This window comes from Kitasatospora griseola (assembly GCF_044999035.1).
Taxonomy (GTDB): Bacteria; Actinomycetota; Actinomycetes; order Streptomycetales; family Streptomycetaceae; genus Kitasatospora; species Kitasatospora griseola.
On the sequence record NZ_CP173360.1, the window covers coordinates 6016126 to 6040301 of the forward strand.

Sequence of the window (24176 nt, forward strand, 5' to 3'; positions counted from 1 at the left end):
CGACGTGCCGCCCAGCGAGAAGCAGCCGCGGCTGCGACTGGTCTCGGCGACCACGACCACCTTCAAGTCCGAGGGCCCCGTCGCGCGGGTGCGCGCAGCGCGTGAGCGGTTCGGGTACTTGATGGCCCGTCCGCTGACGCCGTACTACCTGATCCTCGGTTCGGCGCTGCTGCTGGTGGTGCTCGGGCTGGTGATGGTGTTCTCCGCCTCGCAGAGCGTGGTGGTGGACTTCGGGCTGCCGATGACGTTCTTCTTCCGCAAGCAGCTGATCGCCCTGCTGCTGGGCGGTGCGATCGCCGTCGTGCTGACCAGGGCCCCGATCAGGGTGCTGCGGACCGCCGTGTACCCGCTGCTGTTCGGGGTGGTGGCGGCGCTGGTGCTGGTGACGATCCCCGGCATCGGGGTGCGGATCAACGGCAACCGGAACTGGATCAGCCTGGGGTTCTTCCAGATCCAGCCGTCCGAGTTCGCCAAGCTGGCGCTGCTGCTCTGGGCGGCCGACCTGCTGGCCCGCAAGCAGCGCACCCACATGCTCAACCAGTGGAAGCACCTGCTGGTCCCGCTGGTGCCCGGCACGGTCGTGCTGATGATGCTGATCATGCTGGGCGGCGACATGGGCACCACGATGGTGCTGGTCGCGATGCTGTTCGGGCTGCTCTGGATGGTCGGCGCGCCGCTGCGGCTGTTCGCCGCCACCCTGGGCATCGCGGTGGTCGCGTGCACCGCGCTGATCATCACGGTGCCGCACCGGCTGGGCCGGCTGGCCTGCGTGGGCGTCACCAAACCGGACCCGAACCTGGACTGCTTCCAGGCCCTGCACGGACTGTACGCGCTGGCCGCGGGCGGACCGTTCGGATCCGGACTCGGTGCGGGCGTCGAGAAATGGGGGCAACTCCCGGAGGCGCACACCGACTTCATCTTCGCAGCGACCGGCGAGGAGCTCGGCCTGGTGGGGACGCTGTCGGTGCTCGCGCTCTTCGCGGCACTAGGCTACGCGGGTATCCGTGTGGCTCTCAGCACCACGGACCCGTTCGTCCGGTACGCGGCGGGCGCCGCCACCACGTGGATCATGGCTCAGGCCGTGGTCAACCTGGGGTCGGCGCTGGGACTCCTGCCCATCGCGGGCGTCCCGCTGCCGCTGTTCTCGTACGGTGGTTCCGCGATGCTGTCGGCCATGTGCGCCATCGGGCTGCTGCTGTGCTTCGCGCGCAGCACTCCGGCGGCGAAGGCAGCGCTGGCTGCCCGGCCCCGCCGATGGCGAAAAGGGGCCAACTCCCGGTTCGGGTCCGTCCTGGACCGGGTGGTGCCAGGTAGGAAAACCACAGCGCGCAAGGCCCCCGGGTCGTCGCGCAGGGAGCGGTGAATTTCGGTGCATGTCGTACTCGCCGGCGGCGGGACCGCCGGTCACATCGAGCCGGCCATGGCGCTCGCGGACGCGCTGCGCAGGCACGATCCGTCCATCGGGATCACCGCCCTCGGCACCGAGCGCGGCCTGGAGACCCGGCTGGTCCCGGAGCGCGGCTACGAGCTGGCGCTGATCCCGGCGGTGCCGCTGCCCCGCAAGCCCACCCCCGAGCTGATCACCGTCCCGGGCCGGCTGCGCGGCACCGTGCGGGCCGCCCAGGAGGTCATCGAGCGGGTCAACGCGGACGCGGTGGTCGGCTTCGGCGGCTACGTGGCGATGCCCGCCTACCTGGCGGCCAAGCGCGCCGGGGTGCCCATCGTGGTGCACGAGGCCAACGCCCGCCCCGGCCTGGCCAACAAGATCGGCGCCCGCTACAGCGACTTCGTGGCGGTCTCCACCCCGGACTCCAAGCTGCGCGACTCCCGCTACATCGGCATCCCGCTGCGCCGCACCATCGCCACCCTGGACCGCGGCACGGTGCGCCCGGAGGCCCGGCACTACTTCGGCCTGGACCAGCGCCTGCCCACCCTGCTGGTGTCCGGCGGCTCGCAGGGCGCCCGCCGGCTGAACGAGACGGTGCAGGCGATCGCGCCCCGGCTCCAGCAGTACGGCGTGCAGATCCTGCACGCGGTCGGCCCGAAGAACGAGCTGCCGACCATCGACGACATCCCCGGCATGCCGCCGTACCGCGCGGTGCCGTACCTGGACCGGATGGACCTGGCGTACGCGGCCGCCGACATGATGCTCTGCCGGGCCGGCGCGATGACGGTGGCCGAGCTGGCCGCGGTGGGCCTGCCGGCCGCGTTCGTGCCGCTGCCGATCGGCAACGGCGAGCAGCGGCTGAACGCCCAGCCGATGGTGAAGGCCGGCGGCGGTCTGCTGGTGGACGACGCCGAGCTGACCCCGGACTGGGTGCTGAAGAACGTGCTGCCGGTGCTCACCGACCCGGCGAGGCTGTGGGAGATGTCGCGCTCCGCCGCCGAGTTCGGCCGCCGGGACGCGGACGACCTGCTGGTGCAGATGGTGTACGAGGCGATCGAGGCCGCCCGCGGCGGCCGGCGTCGTGGCTGACGAGGACTACGAGGAGGAGTTCGGGGAGGACGGCGACGAGACCCGTCCGCCCCGGCTCCGACTGTCCCGTCGGGGCGTGCTGGTGCTGGTGTCGCTGGGCGTCCTGGTGCTCGGCGGGCTCGGCTGGACGGTGTTCTTCTCCGCCGCCCTGGACGTCCGCCGGGTGGCCGTCCAGGGCCTGGACTCCGGGCAGTTGAGCCAGGAGGAGGTGGAGCGCGCGCTCGGCTCCACCGCGCAGGGCCCGCTGGCCCGGGTGGACCTGGACCGGGCCCGGCAACTGGTGGGCCGGGTGCCCCGGGTGGCCCGGGTCGAGGTCTGGCGCGGCTGGCCGCACACCCTGCGGATCAAGGTGACGGAGCGTCAACCGGTGGCGGCGGTCCGTGCCGACGACGGCCGCTTCGTCCAGGTCGACGCGCTGGGTGTGGAGTTCGCCACGGGCCCGCAGCCGCCGTCCGGCGTTCCCGTGGTGGCGCTGCAACTCGGCCAACCCGCGAACGACGCACTGTCCGTCATCGACCGCCCCACGCTGGTCCGTTCGGCCATCACCGTGGCCGCCGGCCTGCCCTCGGAGGTGGCCAAGCAGGCCGGTTCGCTCACGGTCTATTCGTACGACGACATCCGCCTCCAACTCTCCTCCGGTGCCACGGTCCGCTGGGGCAGCGCCGAGGAAACCCCGCGCAAGGCCCGGATCCTGACGGCCCTGCTCGGCCGGAAGGCGTCGAATTACGACGTGAGTGCGCCGGATGCCCCGGCGGTGTCCGGCTGATCCGGTAAGTTCTCTGCCCGGGGGAGGTATTGACGGAGCCGAGGCTCCGGTCCGACCCTTGATGGTCACCCCGGTTTCACCGGGGGGTCGATGATCACATAGGCTCAAAAGAAAAAGGGAAGCTCGGCGTGTTCGTTGAAACACGCGCTGGTTGCGACCTACTGTCCTGTGTCAACGAGCTGTGCTCGACAACGAACTGACACCGGTACAGCGATAACCCTCAACCTCAAGTTTAGGGTTCGGGTTGGAACCACGCGCTTCCCACCCATCGACATCCGTCGGCCTTCGTATCCAGGGGCGCCGACCCGGAAATTCGAGGCGAGAGGCCCCGACGTGGCAGCACCCCAGAATTACCTCGCGGTCATCAAGGTCGTCGGCATCGGTGGCGGCGGAGTCAACGCCATCAACCGGATGATCGAGGTCGGGCTCAAGGGCGTCGAGTTCATCGCGATCAACACCGACGCGCAGGCCCTCCTGATGAGCGACGCCGATGTGAAGCTCGACGTCGGCCGGGAGCTCACCCGCGGCCTCGGCGCCGGCGCGAACCCGGAGGTCGGCCGGAAGGCCGCGGAGGACCACCGCGAGGAGATCGAGGAGGTCCTCAAGGGGGCCGACATGGTCTTCGTGACGGCCGGCGAGGGCGGCGGCACCGGCACCGGCGGTGCGCCCGTGGTGGCCAACATCGCCCGCTCGCTCGGCGCCCTGACGATCGGCGTGGTCACCCGCCCGTTCACCTTCGAGGGCCGCCGCCGCGCCAACCAGGCCGAGGACGGCATCGCCTCGCTGCGCGAGCAGGTCGACACCCTGATCGTGATCCCCAACGACCGGCTGCTGTCGATCTCCGACCGCCAGGTCTCGGTGCTGGACGCGTTCCGCTCCGCCGACCAGGTGCTGCTCTCCGGTGTGCAGGGCATCACCGACCTGATCACCACCCCGGGTCTGATCAACCTGGACTTCGCCGACGTCAAGTCGGTCATGTCGGACGCCGGTTCGGCGCTGATGGGGATCGGCTCGGCGCGCGGCGAGGACCGGGCCAAGGCCGCCGCCGTGATGGCGATCTCCTCGCCGCTGCTGGAGGCCTCGATCGACGGCGCCCGCGGTGTGCTGCTGTCCATCTCGGGCGGCTCCGACCTCGGCCTGTTCGAGATCAACGAGGCGGCCCAGCTGGTCAGCGAGGCAGCCCACCCCGAGGCGAACATCATCTTCGGCGCGGTCATCGACGACGCGCTCGGCGACGAGGTCCGGGTCACCGTGATCGCGGCGGGCTTCGACGGCGGCCAGCCGCCGGCGATCGTCCGCGAGCCGGTGGTGAAGTCGGCGTCCAGCTCGACGTCGAGCAGCAGCGGCTCGTCCGCCCCGGAGCGGCCGGCCACCCGTCCGTCCTACGGCTCGATCGGTTCGGTCACCCGCGCCGAGGAGCCGGCCCGCCCGTCCGAGGCCCCGGCGCCGGTGACCACCGCCCCGCCGGTGCCGCCGCAGGTGCAGCCGGTGCGCCAGCCCTACGTCGAGAGCCCCGCCGAGGAGCTCGACGTGCCGGACTTCCTGAAGTGATTCGTACGGCCTTTCGCAACGGTGCTCACTTCGCCTCCACCACCCGGTGGGGCGGGGTGAGCACCTCGCCGTACGGGGAGCTCAACCTCGGCGGCGCGGTGGGCGATTCGCCCGAAGCTGTCCAGCAGAACCGTTTCCTCGCGGCCCGCGAACTGGGACTGGACCCGGCCGATGTGGTCTGGATGAACCAGGTGCACGGCGCGGACGTCGAGGTGGTGACGGACCGCCAACCGGACGGGTACGCGCCGACGGTGGACGCGGTGGTCACCGACCGCCCGCTGGCCCTCGCGGTGCTCACCGCGGACTGCGTGCCGGTGCTGCTGGCCGACCCGGAGGCCGGAGTGGTCGGCGCGGCGCACGCCGGGCGCCCGGGCCTGGCGGCCGGGGTGGTCCCCGCGGCGGTCGCCGCGATGCGTGAACTCGGGGCCCGCCCCGAGCGGATCCTCGCCGCCACCGGCCCCGCCGTGTGCGGCCGGTGCTACGAAGTGCCGGAGGCGATGCGCGCCGAGGTGGCCGCACTCGTCCCGGCCGCCCGGTCGGAGACCTCCTGGGGCACTCCTGCCCTGGACGTGCCGGCCGGTGTCGCCGCCCAACTCGCCGAGGCGGGCGTGCACGACCTGGTGCGATCTTCTGTCTGCACCCTGGAATCTCCGGACCACTACTCCTACCGTCGGGAGCAGCGGACCGGCCGACTCGCGAGCTACGTCTGGCTGGGACCTCCACTCTCATGACGAACGACATCTTCGGTCCGTTCCCCGGCGGCGCCGACTTCGCCGCCGCCCTGACGGACGCCCAGCGCGCCCGCTTCGACCAACTCGGCGCCAACCTCGACGTGGTCGAGCGCCGGATCGCCGACGCCTGCGCCGCCGCCGGACGCCCGCGCGAGGAGGTCACCCTGATCGTGGTGACCAAGACCTACCCCGCCGAGGACACCGCACTCCTCGCCGGACTGGGCGTCACCGACGTCGCGGAGAACCGCGACCAGGACGCCGCCCCGAAGGCCGAACGGTGCGTCAACCTCCCGTTGACCTGGCACTTCGTCGGCCAGCTGCAGACCAACAAGGCGCGCTCGGTGGTCCGTTACGCGGACCTGGTGCACTCGGTGGACCGCGAGCGGCTGGTCGACTCGCTGGCCGCGGCCGTGCACAACGCCGAACGCCCGCCGCTGGGCTGCCTGGTGCAGGTCGCCCTCGACAAGGAGGCGGGCGAGGGCGAGCACCGCGCGGGCGTTGCGCCCGCCGACGTGCTCGCGCTGGCCGCGAAGATCGCCGACACGCCCGGGCTGCGACTGGACGGTGTGATGACGGTCGCACCGCTCGCGGGCCCCTTGGCGGGCGACCCCGCGCGCTCCTTCGCGCGCCTTGCGGAAATCGCAAGCGCCGTACGCGCCGAGCATCCGACTGCCACGATGGTTTCGGCAGGGATGAGCGGAGATTTGGAGCAGGCGATCGCCGCCGGAGCGACACATGTACGCGTCGGTACGGCGGTACTCGGAGTGCGGTCACCGCTCGGGTAACGTCACCGAGTAAGTAGATCAGACTGCAGGACAAAATAGGACAGAACCTAGCAGATGATCAGTCTGCTGGTAAACCGTGGATCGCATCCGAGCGCACACCTCCGCGGTCTGACGGACCGTCGGCCTGACAGGCCGTGACCATCACGGCGTCCGCAGGTGAACGGTGGGCGCATGAGCGGAGGAGACAGCAGCATGGCCGGCGCGATGCGCAAAATGGCGGTCTATCTCGGCCTGGTCGAGGACGAGACCTATGACAGCCAGGGGTACGACCCCGACGACGACTACGACACCGACCCGGAGCCGATCCGCACCGGCCGCACCGAGGACCTGCGGTCCGCGAACCCCGCCGCCGCGGCCCCCGCGCAGCCGGCGCCCGTGGCCCACATCGCCCCCCAGCCGGTGCCCGCCGCGGTCCCGATCCGACAGGAGCAGCCGCGGATGGCTCCCGTGTCGTCCATCACATCCGAGCGCCACCGCAATCTGGAGAAGAGCACCCCGGTGATCATGCCCAAGGTCGTCAACGAACGAGAGCCCTACCGCATCACCACGCTGCACCCTCGCACCTACAACGAGGCCCGTACGATCGGTGAACAGTTCCGCGGCGGCACGCCCGTGATCATGAATTTGACCGAGATGGACGACACGGACGCCAAGCGGCTCGTAGACTTCGCGGCTGGACTGGTCTTCGGTCTGCACGGCAGTATCGAGCGCGTGACACAGAAGGTGTTCCTCCTGTCGCCTGCTAACGTCGATGTCACGGCGGAGGACAAGGCTCGGATCGCCGAGGGTGGGTTCTTCAACCAGAGCTGACCCGGCCACGACTTTCTGTGTGGATCAGTTTGACAGTGCGTCACTGACGGACTGCCGGTCAGGGAGAGGGAGAAGCGATGGGGATCTTCGGTTCGGTGCTCTATTGGGTGCTGACCGTGTTCCTGCTGATCCTGCTCTTCAGGCTGGTGATGGACTGGGTCTTCCAGTTCGCTCGATCGTGGCGTCCTGGGAAGGCCATGGTCGTGGTGCTGGAGGCCACGTACACTGTCACGGATCCGCCACTCAAGCTTCTTCGGCGATTCATCCCGCCGTTGCGTCTCGGGGGCGTGGCGCTCGACCTGTCCTTCTTCGTACTGATGATCATTGTGTATGTCCTGATCTCGCTCGTGCAGCGCCTGTCGTTCTGAACGATGCGACAGGATGCCGGTCCGACGATCACGTTGAGGTGAAGAGATGCCATTGACCCCCGAGGACGTTCGGAACAAGCAGTTCACGACCGTCCGGCTGCGCGAAGGCTATGACGAGGACGAGGTCGATGCCTTCCTCGACGAGGTCGAAGCCGAGCTGACCCGCCTGCTGCGCGAGAACGAGGACCTGCGCGCCAAGCTGGCTGCCGCCACGCGTGCCGCCGCGCAGAACCAGGCGAACATGCGCAAGGAGCAGCAGGCTCCGCAGGACGGCGGACGACCCGGCGCTCCGGTGCCCGCCGCCATATCCGGTCCGCCGGTGCCCGGCCAGCAGCAGGGCCCCGGTCCGCAGCAGCTCGGCGGCCCGCAGCAGCTCGCCGGCCCCCAGCAGGGGATGGGCAACCAGCCGCTCGGCCTGCCGTCCGGCGCGCCGCAGCTGCCCGCCGGTCAGGGCGGCCCGATGGGCGGTCCGATGGGCAACCCGATGCAGCAGCAGATGGGCCAGACCATGGGCGGCCAGCAGCAGCTGGTCCAGCCGATGGGCGGTCAGATGCTGCAGCCGATGGGCAACCCGATGCAGCAGCAGATGGGTCAGGCCATGGGCGGGCAGCAGCTCCAGCCCATGGGCGGCCAGCAGCTGCAGCCGATGGGCGCCCCGATGGGCAACCCGATGCAGCAGCAGGGCCCCGGTGGCGACAGCGCCGCCCGCGTCCTCGCGCTCGCCCAGCAGACCGCGGACCAGGCCATCTCCGAGGCCCGCTCCGAGGCCAACAAGATCGTCGGCGAGGCCCGCAGCCGCGCCGAGGGTCTGGAGCGCGACGCCCGCGCCAAGGCCGACGCGCTGGAGCGGGACGCGCAGGAGAAGCACCGCGTCGCGATGGGCTCCCTGGAGTCCGCCCGCGCCACGCTGGAGCGCAAGGTCGAGGACCTGCGCGCCTTCGAGCGCGAGTACCGCACCCGCCTGAAGTCCTACCTGGAGACCCAGCTGCGTCAGCTGGAGTCGCAGGCGGACGACTCGCTCGCCCCGCCGCGGATCCCCGCCACCGCTTCGCTGCCGCCGGCCGCGTCGTCGATGGCGCCCGCCGGTGCCGGCGCGATGTCCTCCTCGGCGCCGTCGTTCGGCTCCACCCCGTCCTTCGGCGGCAACCAGTCCTTCGGTGGCAGCTCCTTCGGCAGCTCGGCCGGCGCCCCGTCCTTCGGCGGCGCCTCCGCGAGCTCCAACGGGGCGATGGCGCCGGCGGGCATGACCCAGCCGATGGCGGCCGTGCGGCCGCAGCCCCCGCAGCCGATGCAGCAGGCCCCCGCTCCGATGCGAGGCTTCCTGATCGACGAGGACGGCGACAACTAGCGGTTCCGCAACGCGCACTTGAAAGGGCGCCCTTGGCCATGACGGCTGGGGGCGCCCTTCGCGTATGGGTTCGGGACGAGGGAGAGCACAACCGGGGGCGCGTGGGGGTACCTCCCGGCCCGCTAGGGCTGGGGGAGAACTGCGCGCAGCGGAAGGCACCGCACAGCAAGATCGCGCCGTGGGCATTTACTTGCCGTCACGACGCGATCTTGCGGTTGGTGCAGGGTTGCTCGCGCAGTTCCCCGCGCCCCTGGGTTCGCTCCTGCCGGAGCGCAGCGCTCAGGCCTTGCGGAGGGTGAACTCCAGGGCGAGGCCCTCGTCGGAGAAGCGGGGGGCGTCCGGGTCGGTGATGGTGAGGCCGAGGGATTCGGCCAGGACCTCGGCGGCGACCAGGGACTGGTGCTCGGTCAGGGCGGCGAGGGTGTCCTCGTCGGTGGTGGCGAGCTGGAGGTGGATGCGGTCGGCGACGTCGAGGCCGGAGTTCTTGCGGGCCTCCTGGATCTGCCGGATCGCGTCGCGGACCACGCCGAGCCGCTTGAGCTCGGGGGTGATCGCCAGGTCGAGGGCGACGGTCGCGCCGGACTCGTTGGCGACGGCCCAACCCTCGCGCGGGGTCTCGGTGATGACGACCTCGTCGGGGGAGAGCGCGACGGTCTCGCCGTTCAGTTCGACCGAGGTCTCGCCGGTGGCGCGGAGCTCCGCGGCGAGCTTCGCGGCGTCCGCGGCGGCGACGGCCTTGGCGACGTCCTGGACGCCCTTGCCGAAACGCTTGCCGAGGGCACGGAAGTTGGCCTTGGCGGAGGTGTCGACGAGGGAGCCGCCGACCTCGGCGAGGGATTCGAGGACGGAGACGTTGAGCTCTTCGGCGATCTGGGCGCGCAGGTCGGCGGGGAGCTCCTCCCAGCCCTGGGCGGCGATCAGCGCGCGGGAGAGCGGCTGACGGGTCTTCACTCCGCTCTCGGCGCGGGTGGCGCGGCCGAGTTCGACCAGGCGGCGGACCAGCGCCATGTGCTTGGAGAGCTCGGTGTCGATGAGCGTCTCGTCGGTGACCGGCCAGCTGGAGAGGTGGACGGAGAGCGGGGCGTCCGGGGTGACCGGGACGACCAGGTCCTGCCAGACCCGCTCGGTGATGAACGGGGTGAGCGGGGCCATCAGGCGGGTGACGGTCTCCAGCGCCTCGTGCAGGGTGGCGAGTGCGGCGGCGTCGCCCTGCCAGAAGCGGCGGCGGCCGCGGCGGACGTACCAGTTGGAGAGGTCGTCGACGAAGCCGGACAGCAGCTTGCCGGCCCGCTGGGTGTCGTAGGCCTCGTAGGAGGCGTCCACCTCGCGTACCAGGGTGTGCAGTTCGGACAGCACCCAGCGGTCGAGCTGCGGGCGGTCGGCGGCGGCCGGGTCGTTCGCCGAGGGGGCCCAGCCGGCGGTGCGGGCGTACAGGGCCTGGAAGGCGACGGTGTTCCAGTAGGTGAGGAGGGTCTTGCGGACCACCTCCTGGATCGTGCCGTGGCCGACCCGGCGGGCCGACCAGGGGGAGCCGCCGGCGGCCATGAACCAGCGGACCGCGTCGGCGCCGTGCTGGTCCATCAGCGGGATCGGCTGGAGGATGTTGCCCAGGTGCTTGGACATCTTCCGGCCGTCCTCGGCCAGGATGTGGCCCAGGCAGACGACGTTCTCGTAGGAGTTCTTGTCGAACACCAGGGTGCCGACGGCCATCAGGGTGTAGAACCAGCCGCGGGTCTGGTCGATCGCCTCGGAGATGAACTGCGCCGGGTAGCGCTGCTCGAACAGCTCCTTGTTGCGGTACGGGTAGCCGTACTGCGCGAACGGCATGGAGCCCGAGTCGTACCAGGCGTCGATCACCTCGGGCACCCGGACCGCGGTGGTGGAGCACTGCGGGCAGGCGAAGGTGACCTCGTCGATGAACGGGCGGTGCGGGTCCAGCTCCGACTGGTCGGTGCCGGTCAGCTCGGAGAGCTGGGCGAGCGAGCCGACGCAGGTCAGGTGGTCGTCCTCGCAGCGCCAGATCGGCAGCGGGGTGCCCCAGTAGCGGTTGCGGGACAGCGCCCAGTCGATGTTGTTGTTCAGCCAGTCGCCGAAGCGGCCGTGCTTGACCGTCTCCGGGTACCAGTTGGTGGCCTCGTTCTCGCGGATCATCGCGTCCTTGACGGCGGTGGTCCGGATGTACCAGGAGGGCTGCGCGTAGTACAGCAGCGCGGTGTGGCAGCGCCAGCAGTGCGGGTAGCTGTGCTCGTACGGGAGGTGACGGAACAGCAGGTCGCGGGCCAACAGGTCGGCGACCAGGGTCTCGTCGGCCTTCTTGAAGAACACGCCGCCGACCAGCGGCACCTCGGGGGAGAAGGTGCCGTCGGTCTCCACCGGGTTGACCACCGGGAGGCCGTAGCGGCGGCAGGTCGCGAGGTCGTCGGCGCCGAAGGCGGGCGACTGGTGGACGATGCCGGTGCCGTCCTCGGTGGTGACGTACTCGGCCGTCAGGACGTAGTGGGCGTCCGGGATCTCGACCAGCTCGAACGGGCGCCGGTAGGCCCAGCGCTCCATCTCGGCGCCGGTGAAGGACTCGCCGGTGGTCTCCCAGCCCTCGCCGAGGGCCTTGGCGACCAGCGGCTCGGCGACCACCAGGCGCTCGTTGCCGTCGGTGGCGACCACGTAGGTCACCTCGGGGTGGACGGCCGCGGCGGTGTTGGAGACCAGGGTCCACGGGGTGGTGGTCCACACCAGCAGGGCGGCGGTGCCGGCCAGCGGGCCGGAGGTGAGCGGGAAGCGCACGTAGACCGACGGGTCGACCACGGTCTCGTAGCCCTGGGCCAGCTCGTGGTCGGACAGGCCGGTGCCGCAGCGCGGGCACCACGGGGCGACGCGGTGGTCCTGGACCAGCAGGCCCTTGTCGAAGATCTGCTGGAGCGACCACCAGACCGACTCGATGTACGAGGGGTCCATGGTGCGGTAGGCCTGGTCGAGGTCGACCCAGTAGCCCATCCGCTCGGTGAGCTCGGCGAAGGCGTCGGTGTGCCGGGTGACCGACTCGCGGCACTTGGCGTTGAACTCGGCGATGCCGTACTTCTCGATGTCCGGCTTGCCGGAGAAGCCCAGCTCCTTCTCCACCGCGAGCTCCACCGGCAGGCCGTGGCAGTCCCAGCCGGCCTTGCGGGCCACGTGGTAGCCCTTCATGGTGCGGAAGCGCGGGAAGACGTCCTTGAAGACGCGGGCCTCGATGTGGTGCGCGCCCGGCATGCCGTTGGCGGTCGGCGGGCCCTCGTAGAACACCCATTCGGGGCGGCCCTGGGACTGCTCCAGGCTGCGCTGGAAGACCTTCTGGTCCTGCCAGAAGGAGAGGATCTGGTGCTCCAGCGCGGGCAGGTCGACCTGCGCGGGAACGGCGTTGTAGGTGGGCGACATGGGGTGCGTCAACCTCCGGCGGATGCGTGGACTGGCTCCGACGGAGGGACGAGACGGCGAGCCGCCCCGCGGTACCACCCTCCTTGACCGCGCGCGCTGCGGCCCTCTCTTTGGGTTTGCTGCCGGGTCTAGTAGGCCGTTGAACTGGCCGTTCTTCCGGCGGCTCGGGGGTGATCTTCCCGCCGTGCACACCCCCGGGCTCGCACCGTCCCCGGGTCGCTCATGGCTGCGTAACGTCGGTACTCGTCCCGTCTGCGCCTTGCAGGCCCAGTGTATCGGCCCTCGCAAGCCGTTTCGTGCACCCGCGAGCCGGGCCCCGGGCGGTTAGCCGGAGGCGTTCTGGGCACAACTCCGGGCAGCGTCGACACCGACGGAGGCTGCGCGGGTGGGATCGGAGAAACGCTTCGGTATGTCCCGTTGTGGGGCGATTCGATGAGGTTTATCGTTCCGGGACCGGCAAGATCGTCGGGAACCGACGCTTCTGATCATTCGTGAATGAGGTCGAAAGCCATGGCTGAGAAGGCGACAGGAACCGTGACCACGAGGTCGCGCAAGGCCGTGGCGAGCGACCCAGGGGAGGGGACCGTGAGTACTGCGCGGCGAAAGACCGGCACCACCGGACACACCGCGGCCAGCAGCCGCTCGCACGTGCCGGCCGGCTCCGGCGCGCGCGGCGGCGCCGAGTCGGTCGACCCGGCGGACCTGCCGGTCCAGTCCGGCGAAGAGCCGTGGACGGCCGCCGAGGTCGCCGAACTGCACGACGAACTGGCGTCCGACCTGCTCCGGCTGCGCTCCGAGATCGAGGCCTCCGAGGCCGCCATCGCCGGCCTGATGCGGGACTCCAACGACGGCGCGGGCGACGACCAGGTCGACGCCGGCACCAAGAACATCAACCGGGAGAGCGAGCTGTCGCTCGCCAACAACGCGCGCGACTCGCTCGCCCAGACCGAACGCGCGCTGGCCCGCCTCGAAGGCACCGGATTCGGCCTGTGCGAGTCCTGCGGCAAGCCCGTCGGCAAGGCCCGCCTGCAGGCGTTCCCCCGGGCCACCCTCTGCGTCAGCTGCAAGGCGAAGCAGGAGCGCCGCTGACCGCGGCCCACGCCCCGGCCGTCCTGCGCGCCGTACATTGTCGTACAGGGCGGCCAACGGGGCGACGGGTGTCGTACTCTCGTCCCCGTAACGTCGACCGGCTTTTCCCACGGCAGCGGAGCGGATCATCAGCACTCCAGGTTCCCACCAGACCCAGGACGACGCCGTCCCCAGCGCCCCCTCCACCGGGGCGGGTGACCGGGTGAGCCCCGCCGCGCCCGGGGAGCGCCGGGCCGAGGGCGGCGCCACCGCCGCCGACGGGGGCCGCGCCGCGGTCCGCCGCCGCCGGATCAGCGTGCTGCTGAGCGTCGCGCTGCTCGCCTACCTGATCGACCTCGGCTCCAAGCTGCTGGTGGTCGCCCACCTGGAGGACCGCACCGCGCCGATCCGGGTGATCGGCGACTGGATGACCCTCCAGGTGATCCGCAACGGCGGCGCCGCGTTCGGCATGGGCGAGGCGCTGACCGTGCTGTTCACCGCCATCGCCACCGGCGTCATCGTGGTGATCTGGCGGATCGCCCGCCGTCTGTACAGCCTGCCCTGGGCGATCGCGCTCGGCCTGCTGCTCGGCGGGGCGCTCGGCAACCTCACCGACCGGCTGTTCCGCTCCCCGTCCGTGTTCCGCGGCCACGTGGTCGACTTCATCTCGGTCCAGCACTTCGCGGTCTTCAACCTCGCCGACTCGGCGATCGTCTGCGGCGGCATCCTGGTCGTCCTGCTCTCCTTCCGCGGCTCCAACCCGGACGGCACCACGCACGGCGCCCCCGCCGCCAAGACCGAGGAGCGGTCGACGGACGACGGCGAGGACGGGCCGTCCAAGGCCTGACGGGCCCACTGGCGGGAAGGGGGCGGGTCCGGGTCGGGCATACTCGGGTGGGTGAGTATCGCAGCGCAGACCCGTAGCCTCCCCGTACCCGACGGCCTGGAGGGCGAGCGGCTGGACGCCGCCCTGGCCCGGATGTTCGGGTTCTCCCGCACCAAGGCCGCCGAGCTCGCCGCCGAGGGCAAGGTCACCCTGGACGGCGCGGTCGCCGGGAAGTCGGACCGGGTCACCGCCGGATCCTGGCTGGAGGTCGAGATCCCCGCCCCCGCGGCGCCGGTGCAGATCGTCGCCGAAGCCGTCGAGGGCATGCGGATCATCCACGACGACGACCACGTGGTCGTCATCGACAAGCCGGTCGGCGTCGCCGCGCACCCCAGCCCCGGCTGGACCGGCCCCACCGTCATCGGCGGCCTGGCCGCCGCCGGCTACCGGATCTCCACCTCCGGCGCCGCCGAGCGCCAGGGCGTCGTGCACCGCCTGGACGTCGGCACCTCCGGGATCATGGTGGTCGCCAAGTCCGAGCGCGCCTACACCGACCTGAAGCGGCAGTTCCACGACCGGGTCACCGAGAAGAAGTACAACGCGCTGGTCCAGGGCCACCCCGACCCGCTGTCCGGCACCGTGGACGCGCCGATCGGCCGCCACCCCAGCAGCGACTGGAAGTGGGCGGTGACCCGGGACGGCAAGCCGTCCGTCACCCACTACGACCTGATCGAGGCCTACCGCGCCGCCTCGCTGCTGGACATCAAGCTGGAGACCGGCCGCACCCACCAGATCCGGGTCCACATGTCGGCGCTGCGCCACCCCTGCGTCGGCGACCTCACCTACGGCGCGGACCCCACGCTCGCCAAGCGGCTCGGCCTGACCCGGCAGTGGCTGCACGCCGTCTCGCTCGGCTTCGAGCACCCCGAGGACGGGCGCTGGGTGGAGTTCACCTCGGCCTACCCCGAGGACCTGCAGCACGCGCTGGACGTCATCGCGGCGGAGAGCTGAGATGGCCGTCGTCATTCGGGTCGCCGACGACGAGGACGACCTGGCCGCCGTGTGGGCGGTGCGGCGCGCGGTGTTCGTCGAGGAGCAGGAGATCCCCGCCGAGCTGGAGTACGACGAGTACGACGCCACCTCGAAGCACGTGCTGGCGGTCGGCGAGGACGGCGCCCCGCTCGGCACCGCGCGGCTGATCTCCGGCGCCGAGGCGCTCATCCTCACCGGCGGCATCGCCGGCCGGGTGCTGCTCGGCCGGCTCGCCGTGGTCCCGGCCGCGCGCGGCACCGGCCTGGGCGCCCGGCTGGTCCGGGCCGTCGAGGAGCTGGGCCGCGAGCACGGCGCGACGGAGCTCGAACTGCACGCGCAGGTACAGGCGCTGGGCTTCTACGAGCGGCTCGGCTACGCGGCCCACGGGCCCGAGTACGACGACGCGGGGATTCCGCACCGCACCATGACGCGGGTGTTGTAACGCTCTCGGGCGAGCAGCGCTTTCGGGCGGACGAGGGGCCGCGGTCGGGATTCCGGCCGCGGCCCCTCGCGCGTTCAGTCGCCGTCGTAGGAGACGACGACCCCGCCGAGGTCCCGCGCGACCCGGTCGGCGAGCCCGTAGTCGCACAGGTTGACCGACCAGTTCGCGCCCGCGGCGAGGTATCCGGGGATGCCGGGAACGGAGAGCGCCCCGCGCAGGGACCGGTCGCGCCCGGCGTCGCTGCCGAAGACCCGCAGGCTCGCGCAGTTCGGCCCGTGGCCGACCCGGCTTCCGGTCCGGCAGGCCAGCGAGCCGCCGGGTTCCGCCTTCCGGTCCTCGCAGCCGACGGAGGCGTCGAGGGCCGTGGCGAGCTGCTCGACGCTGTCGTAGCGGGGCGACGGCGGGATCACGGGCAGCGGGCGGGCGGGAGCGCTCGGCCCGTCGCCGGGGAGCACCGCACCGCCGAGGATCTGCGCGATCCGCGGCGCGTAGGTGGGGTCGACGACGTTGATGCTCCAGTTCCCGGCCGCGACGAAGGTCTGGTGGTACGCGGTGCGCCCGGCCGCGATGGCGTTGCCGATGTCGTCGCGGGTGAACTGCTCGGGGTTGTACACGTCGACGACGTACTCGAAGGTGTCGCCGTCGACGGTCGTCGTGCAGTCGGTGCTCGATCCCCCGGCGAGGCTGCTGTGCAGGGTGACCAGGCAGGGGACACCCGCCCGTTCGAGGGCGTCGACGAGCGCGCCGGCGTCGGGGAACTGCGGCACGGTCGGCACGTTCGAGGGCATGGGCACGCGGGGCGGCCGTCCGTCGCCGCCGCAGGAGACCAGGCCGGAAGCCAGGCAGGCGGCGGACAGCGCGGCGGCGAGCGCGCGGGCGGGGCGGGGACGGCGCATCGCTCGCTCAGCCCGCCGGCGGGGTGGGGGCGGGGCCGGGGCTCGGCGCCGGGGTCGGCAGGACGCCCGGGACCGGCGGGACCGGCGGGCGGAGCAGGCCGGGCTGCGCCGGTGCGGTGCCGCGGGCGCGGGTGCTCACGCCCGGCCCGGCGTACACCGGGTTCAGCTCGACGGCGGTGTCGGACGGGGTGCGGGACGCGAGGTCGTCGAGGGCCCGGCGGCGCTCGGCCTCCGGGAGGCTGTTCCAGGCGTCCGCGTCGCGCAGGGACTGCTGCAGGGCGTCCCAGCTGTCGGACCGGTCCTTGATGGCCGCGCCGCGGTGCGAACCGTCGTCGCCGTACTGGACGTTGGCGCGGCGGACCTGCTCGGTGTCGGCGGCGTAGAGCAGGAAGAGCTGCTTGTCCGAGGTGGCGCCGTCCGGTGTCCGCCGGAGCCGTTTCAGGTGGTGGGCGCTCAGCCGGACGTCCTCGGCGGGGTGTTCCTCGATGTACTCCGCCAGCCGGGTGTCACTGAGCCCGACGAGGTTCGGGAAGCCGGCCGGGTCGGCGTCGATCACGCTCCGGGCGGTGGCGAGCTTGATGTGGGTGATGCCGAGGGACTTGTCGGGCTTCAGGCTGTCCGCCGCGGCCCGGTCGGACCTCCGCCCGAGGGCGGTCAACGGACCGTCCAGGCCGGGCTCCTCGTTCTGGTACCACTGCTGCTCCTGCCACATCACGGCGAGCAGCAGGTCGGTGCTGATGCCGGTCTCGGCGGACGCCCGGCGGGCGGCGTCGATCAGCTCGGGCGGGACGTTGATCCGGTGCGGGCCGTCGTGGGTGCTCTGCAGGCGCAGGGCGACGGCGAGGGCGCTGTTGCCGTCGTGGTCGAGAGCGGCCCGGACGGTGCCGGAGCTCTCGATCCCGGACAGCTGGGCCAGGGTGCGCAGTTCGTCGGCCGCGCCGATGTCCGCGGCGGTGGCGTCGTGCAGGGCCGCCGTGATCAGGGCCTGGGCCTGGTGGATCCGCTCGCCGAGGGCGGCTTCCTTCGCCGGGTCGACGGGACCGGGGTCGCGGTGCACGCTGCCGTCCTGACCGACGTTCAGCCGGTGGTCGCGGGCGAGGTCGAGTGCGCCGTGCAGGGTGCGCTGGGCGGCCGCCATCGACGTGGCGAGCCGGTCGTAGACCTTGGCGAGGTCGCGCATCGACAGCGCGGCGGAGTCGTAGGACTCCGCGTGCCGGGCGAAACGGGCGCGGGCCGAATCGCCGGTCGGACTGGTCCAGGCGCCGGCGAGGGTCCGGTTCACCTCGTCGCGGGCGACCGAGGCGAGGTGCTCGCAGTGCCTGGCCGTGGTGAGGGCGTCGTCGCAGGCCTGCTGCCAGAGCCCGGGCTGGGCGTGGTCCAGGTCGTCGAGGGTCAGCATCAGGCCCCCCGCAGCCACTGCGCGTCATCCGAGAGGGCGACGGCCGTCGCGCCGTCCGTGTTGACGTAGGCATTCGCGGAGGCACGGAGCGCGTCGGCCGCGGCCTCGACCTCGTCCGCCTCCCGGTGCAGGCGGTCCCGCCAGGCCGCGACGCAGCGGGTGCTTGCGTCGGCCGCCTGCCAGCCGCGATGCGCGCCGCCGGCGGTCCGGGCGTCGTCCAGCAGGAACCCGCGGCGGCTGTCCGAGGCGGACTCCCGCATCAGGACGGCGGCGCGGTGGACGCCGTCCGGGTCGATGGCGATATCGGCTTGCCAAGTCATCTCCCCATGGTGACGCTTCGTGAAGCCGGCGTGACCGTGGGTGTCCTGGTCGTGGCTCCACGGAATGGGCACGGCGTGGACCTTTTCGAGGTTCCACGCGCTTCCTAGCCTGGAAGGACCGGCGCACACCAGGAGAGAGCATGTCCGCACGCCTCAACGCACACGGCCAGCCCGTCGGCCACCCGCTGCCCGACTGGACGGCGCGTCCCGCGCCCGCCCGGGTCACCCTCGACGGACGCTTCTGCCGGGTGGAGCCCCTGGACGTGGACCGCCACGCCGACGACCTGTACGCCGCGTACGCGCTCGCGGCGGACGGCCGGGACTGGACGTACCTGACGGTCGGCCCGTTCGACGGCCCGGCCGCCCACCGCGCGTACCTGGCGAAGACGGCGCGGACGGACGACCCCCTGCACTACGCGGTCGTCGACCTGCGCAGCGGCCGGGCCGTCGGCACCCTCGCCCTGATGCGCCAGGACCCGGCCAACGGCGTTGTCGAGGTCGGCAGCGTGGCCTTCTCGCCGCTGCTGAAGCGGACCGCGGTCTCCACCGAGGCGCAGTTCCTGCTGATGTCCTACGTCTTCGACGAGCTCGGCCACCGGCGCTACGAGTGGAAGTGCGACACCCTCAACGCGCCCTCCCGCACGGCGGCGCTGCGGCTGGGCTTCACCTTCGAAGGGGTCTTCCGGCAGGCCGTGGTCTACAAGGGTCGCAACCGGGACACCGCCTGGTACTCCGTCATCGACGCCGAGTGGCCGCAGGTCGGCAAGGCGCTGCGGGAATGGCTCGCGCCCGACAACTTCGACGCGGACGGCCGGCAGCGGCGTTCGCTGTCCGCCGTCCGGGCGTCGGGCGGACCGGCGGGAAGCTGACGGGCCGGCAAGCACCCCTGCTCGAACGGGGACTGGCCGTGCGCGGCTGCGACACCTCGACCGTGATGCAGCCCCCGACGGCAGGCCGGTGCCGCACGTGTGGAACGGGCGGCGAGCTGGTCACCCTTCTAGGCCGTGCGGACGCGGGGGAGGGCGTCCGGGTGGTGGTCCCTCAGGTAGGCGATCAGGTGTTCGCGGGTGGCGAGCTTGAGGGCGGCGGTGGCGTCCGGGTCGCGGGCGGTCATCATGGCGCGGACCACGATGGTGGACGGCGTGGTGTCGGTGACGGTGAGGGACCACTCCTCGCCGTCCCACAGCTCGGTGCCGGTCAGGAAGCGCTCGAGTTCCGCGCGCAGGGCGTCGATCGGGGTGCGGTGGTCCAGGTGCAGCAGCACCCAGGCGAGCAGGCCCGGGTCGCGGCGGGTCCAGTTCTCGAACGGCTTGGAGACGAAGTACGAGACCGGGACCACCAGGCGGCGGTAGTCCCACAGCCGCAGCACCAGATAGGAGAGGGTGATCTCCTCGACCGTGCCCTGCTGGCCCTCCAGCACCACCGTGTCGCCGATCCGGACGGTGTCGCTGAACGCGATCTGCAGGCCCGCGAAGAAGTTGCCGAGCGCGGACTGGGCGGCGATGCCCGCCACGATGCCGATCAGGCCTGCGGAGGCGAGCAGGCTGGCGCCCACCGTGCGCATCGCGTCGAAGGTCAGCAGGAGCGCGCCGACCGTCACCACCCAGATCACCGCCGCGCCGACCCGACGGACCAGACCGAGCTGGGTCCGCACGCGCTGGACCCGGGACGCGTCCTCGGTGATCGTCTCGTAGCGGCTGAAGACCGCCTCCAGGACGGCGGCGAGGATCCTGACGGTGAGCCAGCCGAGAGACGCGATCAGCGCGAGCAGGACGGTGTGGAGGACGACGCTGTCCTCGCTGGGGAAGATCCGGCGGATCGGGTGGGACAGGAGCAGCAGCGCGGCCAGCAGCGTCAGCTGGAGGGGGATGCGGCAGCGACGCAGGGACTCCCAGACCGGGGCGTCCGGGTGGCGGGCGGCGAGGCGCTGGAGGGTCTGGTCGACCAGCCAGCCGACGAAGAGGGTGGCGAGGATCGCGGTGAGGAGGCTGGCGAGAGGCCATAGCACGGGGGGCACCTCGGGGAGAGTGGGGGATTTGCACCATAGCGCGCAGGTTGTGGGTGATTGGGCTTTTTGCGCCCACCCGCCCGCCGGTGGCCCACCAGCGAAGGGAGGGGAGAGGGAGTGGGAACCGGGGGCGCGCGGGGGCACCTCCCGGCCCGCCAGGGCTGGGGGAGAACTGCGTGAAGGGGAACGCGCCCCACGGAAAGCTCGCGACGCGGGCAATGACTTGCCGCTGATCGCGACCTTGCGGACGGGTGTGCGGTTGTCGCGCAGTTCCCCGCGCCCCTGATTGGCTGCCCGCCTGCTCGCGCTCGTCTCCCTGCGGCTGTTAACGAAGTGCCTACTCGGGGCGTGGTTAGGATCGCGGGTATGGGGTTCGCTGAGGCATGGCGCGGGTGGGTGATGCGTCGGCGGGTGGTGGTGGCCGGGGGCGCGGTGGTGGCGTTGCTGGTGGGGGGTGGTGCGGTGGTCGCGGTGGCGGGGGAGCCGGCGGCGGTGCATCGCGAGGACCGGTTCCTGGAGGTGTCGGAGGGGGTTCGGATCGACACCTCGTTCTTCACGGGGAGCGGGTCGGGGCGGCGCCCGGCGATTCTGCTGGCGCACGGTTTCGGCGGGTCGAAGGAGAGCGAGCGGCAGCGGGCCGAGGAGTTGGCCCGGGCCGGGTACGCGGTGTTGACGTGGTCGGCGCGCGGGTTCGGGCAGTCGTCGGGGCAGATCGGGTTGAACCAGCCGGAGCGTGAGGTCGCGGATGTGTCGCGGCTGGTGGACTGGCTGGCGCAGCGCCCCGAGGTGCAGTTGGACGGGGCGGGCGATCCGCGGGTCGGGGTGACGGGCGCGTCGTACGGCGGGGCGGTGTCGTTGTTGGCGGCCGGGTACGACAGGCGGATCGATGCGATCGCGCCGCAGATCACCTGGTGGAACCTGGCGGATGCGCTGTTCCCACAGGCGGCGCAGGGGAGTTCGGCCGCCGACGGGGTGTTCAAGAAGCTGTGGGCCGGGATCTTCTTCACCACCGGTTCGGCGTCCGGCCTCGGCGCGGCCGGACCTGCGCGGCCGGCCGAGGGCCCGGTGGGGTGCGGGCGGTTCCGGGACGAGCTGTGCGCGATGTACAACCGGGTGGCGGCGGCCGGGCGGCCGGACGCGGACGCGGTGAAGGTCCTGGAGCAGTCGAGCCCGTCCGCGGTGGCGGATCGGATCAAGGTGCCGACGCTGGTGATCCAGGGTCAGCAGGACTCGCTGTTCCCGCTTGACCAGGGCGATCGGATCGCGAAGGCGGTGGCCGCGAACGGCGCGCCGGTGGCGGTGGACTGGTTCGGCGCGGGGCACGACGGCGGGCAGGAGAGCAGTACCCGCTCGGACGCCCGGGTGACGGCCTGGTTCGATCACTACTTGAAGGGCGAGGGCACCTCGACCGGCCCCGCGTTCCGGGTGACGCGCACCGGCGGCGTCGACTCGACGGGCTTCCAGGCGGTGCTGCGCGGCGCGGACGCCGACAGCTACCCCGGGTTGGGCGGGACGGCACAGCGCAGCGTGGAGCTGACGGGCCGTGAGCAGCAGGTGGCGAACCCGCCCGGCGGTGCGCCGCCGAACATTTCGACGTTGCCGGGGATCGGGGCGCTGTCCCAGCTGTCCTCGGTGGGTGCGGGCCTGTCGATCGACTTCCCCGGCCAGTTCGCGTCCTTCGACTCCGCGCCCCTGGGCAGCGCGCTGCATCTGACGGGTGCGCCGACGGTGTCGGTCCGGGTGGCGGCGGACGTGCCGGAGGCGGTGCTGTTCGCGAAGGTGTACGACGTCGCGCCGGACGGGAAGCAGGCGCTGCCGCAGCAGTTGGTCGCCCCGCTGCGGGTGACCGGCGTGGACGCGGCGGGCGGGCGGACGGTGCAGGTGACGCTGCCGGCCGTGGACCACGAGTTCCCGGCCGGGCACCGGCTGCGGCTGGTGCTGGCCTCCACCGACCTGGCGTACGCCTCGCCCGCGCAGGCCGCCACGTACCGGCTGGCCGCGGCCGGGCCGTTGAGCGTGCCGACGGTGGACCAGTTGCACACCGAGGCCGCGCCGCTGCCGAACCGGACCTGGGTGCTGCCGCTGGTGGCGGTGGCGATCGGCGCGCTGCTGCTGTTCGCGCGCCGGCGGCGGGCGGCGACGCCGGCGCCGGATCCGGAGCTGGCCGGGGTGCCGTTGCAGATCACCGGGCTGTCGAAGAAGTACAAGGGCTCGGTGGACCGGTACGCGGTACGGGAGTTGTCGTTCCGGGTGGAGGCCGGGCAGGTGCTCGGCCTGCTCGGTCCGAACGGCGCCGGCAAGACCACCACGCTGCGGATGCTGATGGGGCTGATCCGCCCCGACGAGGGCGAGATCCGGGTGTTCGGGCAGGCGATCCGGCCGGGTGCGCCGGTGCTGTCCCGGGTCGGGGCGTTCGTCGAGGGCGCGGGCTTCCTGCCGCACCTGAGCGGGCGGGCCAACCTGGAGTCGTACTGGGCGGCCACCGGGCGGCCGGTGGAGGACGCGCACTTCGCGGAGGCGCTGGAGATCGCCGGCCTCGGCGAGGCGCTGGAGCGCGCGGTGCGCACCTACTCGCAGGGCATGCGACAGCGGCTGGCGATCGCACAGGCCATGCTGGGCCTGCCCGACCTGCTGATCCTGGACGAGCCGACCAACGGTCTCGACCCGCCGCAGATCCGCGAGATGCGGGAGGTGATGGTCCGTTACGCCGCCGCCGGGCGCACCGTCATCGTCTCCAGCCACCTGCTCGCCGAGGTCGAGCAGTCCTGCACCCACCTGGTGGTGATGGAGCGCGGCCGACTGGTGGTGGCCGGGCCGACCGCCGGGATCACCGGCGCGGGCGAGCAGTTGCTGGTGAGCGTCGAGGACGGCTTCGCCGAGGCGGAGGCGGTCGCGGAGAAGCTGGCCGCGCTGGACGGCGTGGAGTCGGTGCAGGCGGTGGACGGCGGGCTGCTGGTCGGGCTGGACGGCCTGCCGGTGAGTCGGCTGACCGCCGAACTGGTGCGCCTGGGCGTGCCGGTGGCGGGCATCGGCCCGCAGCGACGGCTGGAGGACGCCTTCCTGTCCCTGATCCGAGGAGCGGCATGAGTACGGTGATGGACACGGCGGCCCCCGGGTACCGGCCGGGGCGGACGCTGCCGTTGCGGGTCGAGGCGATGCGGCAGCTGCGGCGCCGCCGCACGCTGGTGATCGGCGGGGTGCTGGCGCTGCTGCCGTTCGTCGTGCTGGCGGCGTTCCAGATCGGCGGCACGCCGGGCCGGGAGAACCGCACCACGTTCATCGAGCTGGCCACCGCGTCCGGCGCGAACTTCGCGACCACGCTGCTGTTCATGGGCACCGGGTTCCTGCTGGTGATCCCGGTGGCGCTGTTCTGCGGCGACACCGTGGCGTCCGAGGCGAGTTGGTCCTCGCTGCGCTACCTGCTGGCGGCGCCGGTGCCGCGAGCGCGGCTGCTGGCGCGGAAGTTCACCGTGGCGATGGCCTTCTCGGCCGCGGCGGTCGTGCTGCTGCCCGCCGTCGGCCTGGTGGTCGGCACCGCCGCGTACGGCTGGGGCGACCTGAAGCTCCCGACCGGGGCGACCCTCTCCGCGACCGAGGCGCTGCCCCGGCTGGCGCTCGCCGTGCTGTACGTCTTCCTGGCCGAAGTCGTGGTCGGCGCACTGGCGTTCTGGATCTCCACCGCGACGGACGCCCCGCTGGGCGCGGTGGGCGGCGCGGTGTTCGCGTCGATCATCACCGGTGTGCTGGACGCCGTCACCGCGCTCGGCTCGCTGCGCGAGTGGTTCCCCGCGCACTGGCAGTACGCCTGGGCGGACGCGCTGCAGCCGCAGCTGGAGTGGGGCGGGATGGTGCAGGGCGTGGTGCTGTCGCTGTCGTACGCGGTGGTGCTGCTGGCGCTGGCGTTCCGCGGCTTCGCGACCAAGGACGTGGTGTCCTGAC

Annotated in this window: 21 protein-coding genes; 16 read left to right on the forward strand and 5 right to left on the reverse strand. The window is 72.1% G+C overall.

Going from position 1 to position 24176, the window contains the following annotated elements; all coding sequences use genetic code 11:
- Positions 1 to 4 precede the first annotated feature (4 nt).
- The 9 genes from ftsW (at position 5) to ACI1MP_RS27370 (ending at position 8835) form a co-directional block, all read left to right on the forward strand.
- Complete coding sequence (gene ftsW / locus ACI1MP_RS27330) at positions 5 to 1363, forward strand: putative lipid II flippase FtsW (protein WP_232734036.1); 1359 nt, start codon at positions 5 to 7, stop codon at positions 1361 to 1363.
- Between the two features lie 6 nt (positions 1364 to 1369).
- On the forward strand, positions 1370 to 2476 hold the full coding sequence (murG, locus tag ACI1MP_RS27335) for an undecaprenyldiphospho-muramoylpentapeptide beta-N-acetylglucosaminyltransferase (protein ID WP_043913480.1): 1107 nt from the start codon (positions 1370 to 1372) through the stop codon (positions 2474 to 2476).
- Positions 2469 to 3242, forward strand: a complete 774-nt coding sequence (locus ACI1MP_RS27340) for a cell division protein FtsQ/DivIB (RefSeq protein ID WP_380340147.1) — start codon at positions 2469 to 2471, stop codon at positions 3240 to 3242. The genes murG and ACI1MP_RS27340 overlap by 8 nt, the downstream gene beginning before the upstream one ends.
- A 333-nt stretch (positions 3243 to 3575) precedes the next feature.
- Positions 3576 to 4793, forward strand: a complete 1218-nt coding sequence (ftsZ, locus tag ACI1MP_RS27345; protein WP_404869684.1) for a cell division protein FtsZ — start codon at positions 3576 to 3578, stop codon at positions 4791 to 4793.
- Positions 4790 to 5524, forward strand: a complete 735-nt coding sequence (gene pgeF, locus ACI1MP_RS27350) for a peptidoglycan editing factor PgeF (protein WP_380340143.1) — start codon at positions 4790 to 4792, stop codon at positions 5522 to 5524. Before ftsZ ends, pgeF begins: the two co-directional genes overlap by 4 nt.
- Positions 5521 to 6309: a YggS family pyridoxal phosphate-dependent enzyme gene (locus ACI1MP_RS27355; RefSeq protein ID WP_229847094.1), complete on the forward strand. Its 789-nt coding sequence runs from the start codon at positions 5521 to 5523 to the stop codon at positions 6307 to 6309. The genes pgeF and ACI1MP_RS27355 overlap by 4 nt, the downstream gene beginning before the upstream one ends.
- Before the next feature lie 192 nt (positions 6310 to 6501).
- Positions 6502 to 7119 carry a cell division protein SepF gene (locus ACI1MP_RS27360; protein ID WP_043913476.1) on the forward strand — a complete coding sequence of 206 codons (618 nt, stop codon included), beginning with the start codon at positions 6502 to 6504 and terminating at the stop codon, positions 7117 to 7119.
- Between the two features lie 77 nt (positions 7120 to 7196).
- Positions 7197 to 7487 (forward strand): YggT family protein, encoded by a 291-nt coding sequence (locus ACI1MP_RS27365; RefSeq protein ID WP_033216891.1) that lies wholly within the window; start codon positions 7197 to 7199, stop codon positions 7485 to 7487.
- Between the two features lie 46 nt (positions 7488 to 7533).
- Positions 7534 to 8835 (forward strand): DivIVA domain-containing protein, encoded by a 1302-nt coding sequence (locus tag ACI1MP_RS27370; RefSeq protein ID WP_404869685.1) that lies wholly within the window; start codon positions 7534 to 7536, stop codon positions 8833 to 8835.
- A gap of 279 nt (positions 8836 to 9114) precedes the next feature.
- Here ACI1MP_RS27370 and ileS read toward each other — a convergent pair whose 3' ends face one another.
- Positions 9115 to 12246 (reverse strand): isoleucine--tRNA ligase, encoded by a 3132-nt coding sequence (gene ileS / locus ACI1MP_RS27375; protein ID WP_380340135.1) that lies wholly within the window; start codon positions 12244 to 12246, stop codon positions 9115 to 9117.
- A 585-nt stretch (positions 12247 to 12831) separates the two neighbouring features.
- Here ileS and ACI1MP_RS27380 point away from each other — a divergent pair.
- From ACI1MP_RS27380 to ACI1MP_RS27395, 4 genes are all read left to right on the forward strand, one after another.
- A complete protein-coding gene (locus tag ACI1MP_RS27380; RefSeq protein WP_404869686.1) occupies positions 12832 to 13335 on the forward strand; it encodes a TraR/DksA family transcriptional regulator in 504 nt (167 codons plus the stop codon).
- Between the two features lie 124 nt (positions 13336 to 13459).
- Positions 13460 to 14161: a signal peptidase II gene (gene lspA / locus ACI1MP_RS27385; RefSeq protein WP_083462459.1), complete on the forward strand. Its 702-nt coding sequence runs from the start codon at positions 13460 to 13462 to the stop codon at positions 14159 to 14161.
- A 51-nt stretch (positions 14162 to 14212) separates the two neighbouring features.
- On the forward strand, positions 14213 to 15151 hold the full coding sequence (locus tag ACI1MP_RS27390) for an RluA family pseudouridine synthase (protein ID WP_100587029.1): 939 nt from the start codon (positions 14213 to 14215) through the stop codon (positions 15149 to 15151).
- A 1-nt stretch (position 15152) separates the two neighbouring features.
- Positions 15153 to 15614 carry a GNAT family N-acetyltransferase gene (locus ACI1MP_RS27395; protein WP_404869687.1) on the forward strand — a complete coding sequence of 154 codons (462 nt, stop codon included), beginning with the start codon at positions 15153 to 15155 and terminating at the stop codon, positions 15612 to 15614.
- A 74-nt stretch (positions 15615 to 15688) separates the two neighbouring features.
- Here the strand turns inward: ACI1MP_RS27395 and ACI1MP_RS27400 are convergent, their stop codons facing one another.
- The 3 genes from ACI1MP_RS27400 to ACI1MP_RS27410 are packed head-to-tail and all read right to left on the reverse strand — an operon-like array spanning position 15689 to position 18229.
- A complete protein-coding gene (locus ACI1MP_RS27400) occupies positions 15689 to 16510 on the reverse strand; it encodes a hypothetical protein (RefSeq protein WP_380340127.1) in 822 nt (273 codons plus the stop codon).
- 7 nt (positions 16511 to 16517) lie between these two features.
- Positions 16518 to 17909 carry a hypothetical protein gene (locus ACI1MP_RS27405; RefSeq protein WP_380340124.1) on the reverse strand — a complete coding sequence of 464 codons (1392 nt, stop codon included), beginning with the start codon at positions 17907 to 17909 and terminating at the stop codon, positions 16518 to 16520.
- A complete protein-coding gene (locus tag ACI1MP_RS27410; protein WP_043913470.1) occupies positions 17909 to 18229 on the reverse strand; it encodes a hypothetical protein in 321 nt (106 codons plus the stop codon). The genes ACI1MP_RS27405 and ACI1MP_RS27410 overlap by 1 nt, the downstream gene beginning before the upstream one ends.
- 140 nt (positions 18230 to 18369) lie before the next feature.
- Between ACI1MP_RS27410 and ACI1MP_RS27415 the strand changes: the two genes are divergently transcribed.
- On the forward strand, positions 18370 to 19098 hold the full coding sequence (locus ACI1MP_RS27415) for a GNAT family N-acetyltransferase (RefSeq protein WP_404869688.1): 729 nt from the start codon (positions 18370 to 18372) through the stop codon (positions 19096 to 19098).
- A gap of 128 nt (positions 19099 to 19226) precedes the next feature.
- Here the strand turns inward: ACI1MP_RS27415 and ACI1MP_RS27420 are convergent, their stop codons facing one another.
- On the reverse strand, positions 19227 to 20237 hold the full coding sequence (locus ACI1MP_RS27420) for a mechanosensitive ion channel family protein (RefSeq protein ID WP_404869689.1): 1011 nt from the start codon (positions 20235 to 20237) through the stop codon (positions 19227 to 19229).
- Between the two features lie 366 nt (positions 20238 to 20603).
- Between ACI1MP_RS27420 and ACI1MP_RS27425 the strand changes: the two genes are divergently transcribed.
- A complete protein-coding gene (locus ACI1MP_RS27425) occupies positions 20604 to 23324 on the forward strand; it encodes an alpha/beta fold hydrolase (RefSeq protein ID WP_404869690.1) in 2721 nt (906 codons plus the stop codon).
- Complete coding sequence (locus ACI1MP_RS27430) at positions 23321 to 24175, forward strand: ABC transporter permease (protein WP_380340112.1); 855 nt, start codon at positions 23321 to 23323, stop codon at positions 24173 to 24175. Before ACI1MP_RS27425 ends, ACI1MP_RS27430 begins: the two co-directional genes overlap by 4 nt.
- Position 24176 lies beyond the last annotated feature (1 nt).

Coding starts and splice junctions, on each gene's coding strand:
- ACI1MP_RS27355 (WP_229847094.1), top strand. CDS start 5,521: ATGACGAACGACATCTTCGGTCCGTTCCCCGGCGGCGCCGACTTCGCC.
- ACI1MP_RS27360 (WP_043913476.1), top strand. CDS start 6,502: ATGGCCGGCGCGATGCGCAAAATGGCGGTCTATCTCGGCCTGGTCGAG.
- ACI1MP_RS27365 (WP_033216891.1), top strand. CDS start 7,197: ATGGGGATCTTCGGTTCGGTGCTCTATTGGGTGCTGACCGTGTTCCTG.
- ACI1MP_RS27370 (WP_404869685.1), top strand. CDS start 7,534: ATGCCATTGACCCCCGAGGACGTTCGGAACAAGCAGTTCACGACCGTC.
- ileS (WP_380340135.1), bottom strand. CDS start 12,246: ATGTCGCCCACCTACAACGCCGTTCCCGCGCAGGTCGACCTGCCCGCG.
- ACI1MP_RS27395 (WP_404869687.1), top strand. CDS start 15,153: ATGGCCGTCGTCATTCGGGTCGCCGACGACGAGGACGACCTGGCCGCC.
- ACI1MP_RS27400 (WP_380340127.1), bottom strand. CDS start 16,510: ATGCGCCGTCCCCGCCCCGCCCGCGCGCTCGCCGCCGCGCTGTCCGCC.
- ACI1MP_RS27405 (WP_380340124.1), bottom strand. CDS start 17,909: ATGCTGACCCTCGACGACCTGGACCACGCCCAGCCCGGGCTCTGGCAG.
- ACI1MP_RS27410 (WP_043913470.1), bottom strand. CDS start 18,229: ATGACTTGGCAAGCCGATATCGCCATCGACCCGGACGGCGTCCACCGC.
- ACI1MP_RS27415 (WP_404869688.1), top strand. CDS start 18,370: ATGTCCGCACGCCTCAACGCACACGGCCAGCCCGTCGGCCACCCGCTG.
- ACI1MP_RS27425 (WP_404869690.1), top strand. CDS start 20,604: ATGGGGTTCGCTGAGGCATGGCGCGGGTGGGTGATGCGTCGGCGGGTG.
- ACI1MP_RS27430 (WP_380340112.1), top strand. CDS start 23,321: ATGAGTACGGTGATGGACACGGCGGCCCCCGGGTACCGGCCGGGGCGG.